We start from the raw sequence: 513 nt of genomic DNA on the forward strand, positions 1-513 counted from the left end.
AATAAACACTTTCGTTGTGTGGATAAAAACTAAAAAAATCTCCAGAAACCTCTCTAGCAGCAATGTTGATACCATGTACAGGATAATTCTCTAGATTTCTTTTAGGAAGAAAGTTTTCTTGAACTTTTACTGCAAGTTTAACTTCATTTGTAATTCTATTTCTCCACTTTTGTTTTTCTATTTCACTAGTCTCTAGTTTGCTCATTAGTTTATTATAATATAAACCTATCACACCCCCTGCAGTAAATGGATCTTGTGGTCCTCTAATAGTTAAATCTCCACTCTCAGATTGTTTTTCTAAAATAGAAATTAAATCATGTTCTACTGAAGTTGCATTATGCTCTGCAATATTAAGGCCTAACTCTTCTTGGATAGGGCTAACTCGTAAAGGATAAATTTTATTTAAAATTTTTAAGATAATATAGGAACCTATGAAAGAAAATGCTCCTATTGAAATTACACCAATTAATTGTGCTTCTATTTGCTCCATTCTACTTAAACCAGTGCCTAGCA

At 31.2% G+C, this 513-nt stretch carries 1 pseudogene; it reads right to left on the reverse strand.

Annotated features, from left to right (window positions below):
* Positions 1–490, reverse strand: a pseudogene (locus AMN80_RS02210) (ammonium transporter); the annotation flags it as partial.
* Between the last annotated feature and the right edge of the window lie 23 nt (positions 491–513).

The sequence above is a fragment of the Candidatus Pelagibacter communis genome (genome assembly GCF_001179985.1).
Lineage (GTDB): Bacteria > Pseudomonadota > Alphaproteobacteria > Pelagibacterales > Pelagibacteraceae > Pelagibacter > Pelagibacter ubique_J.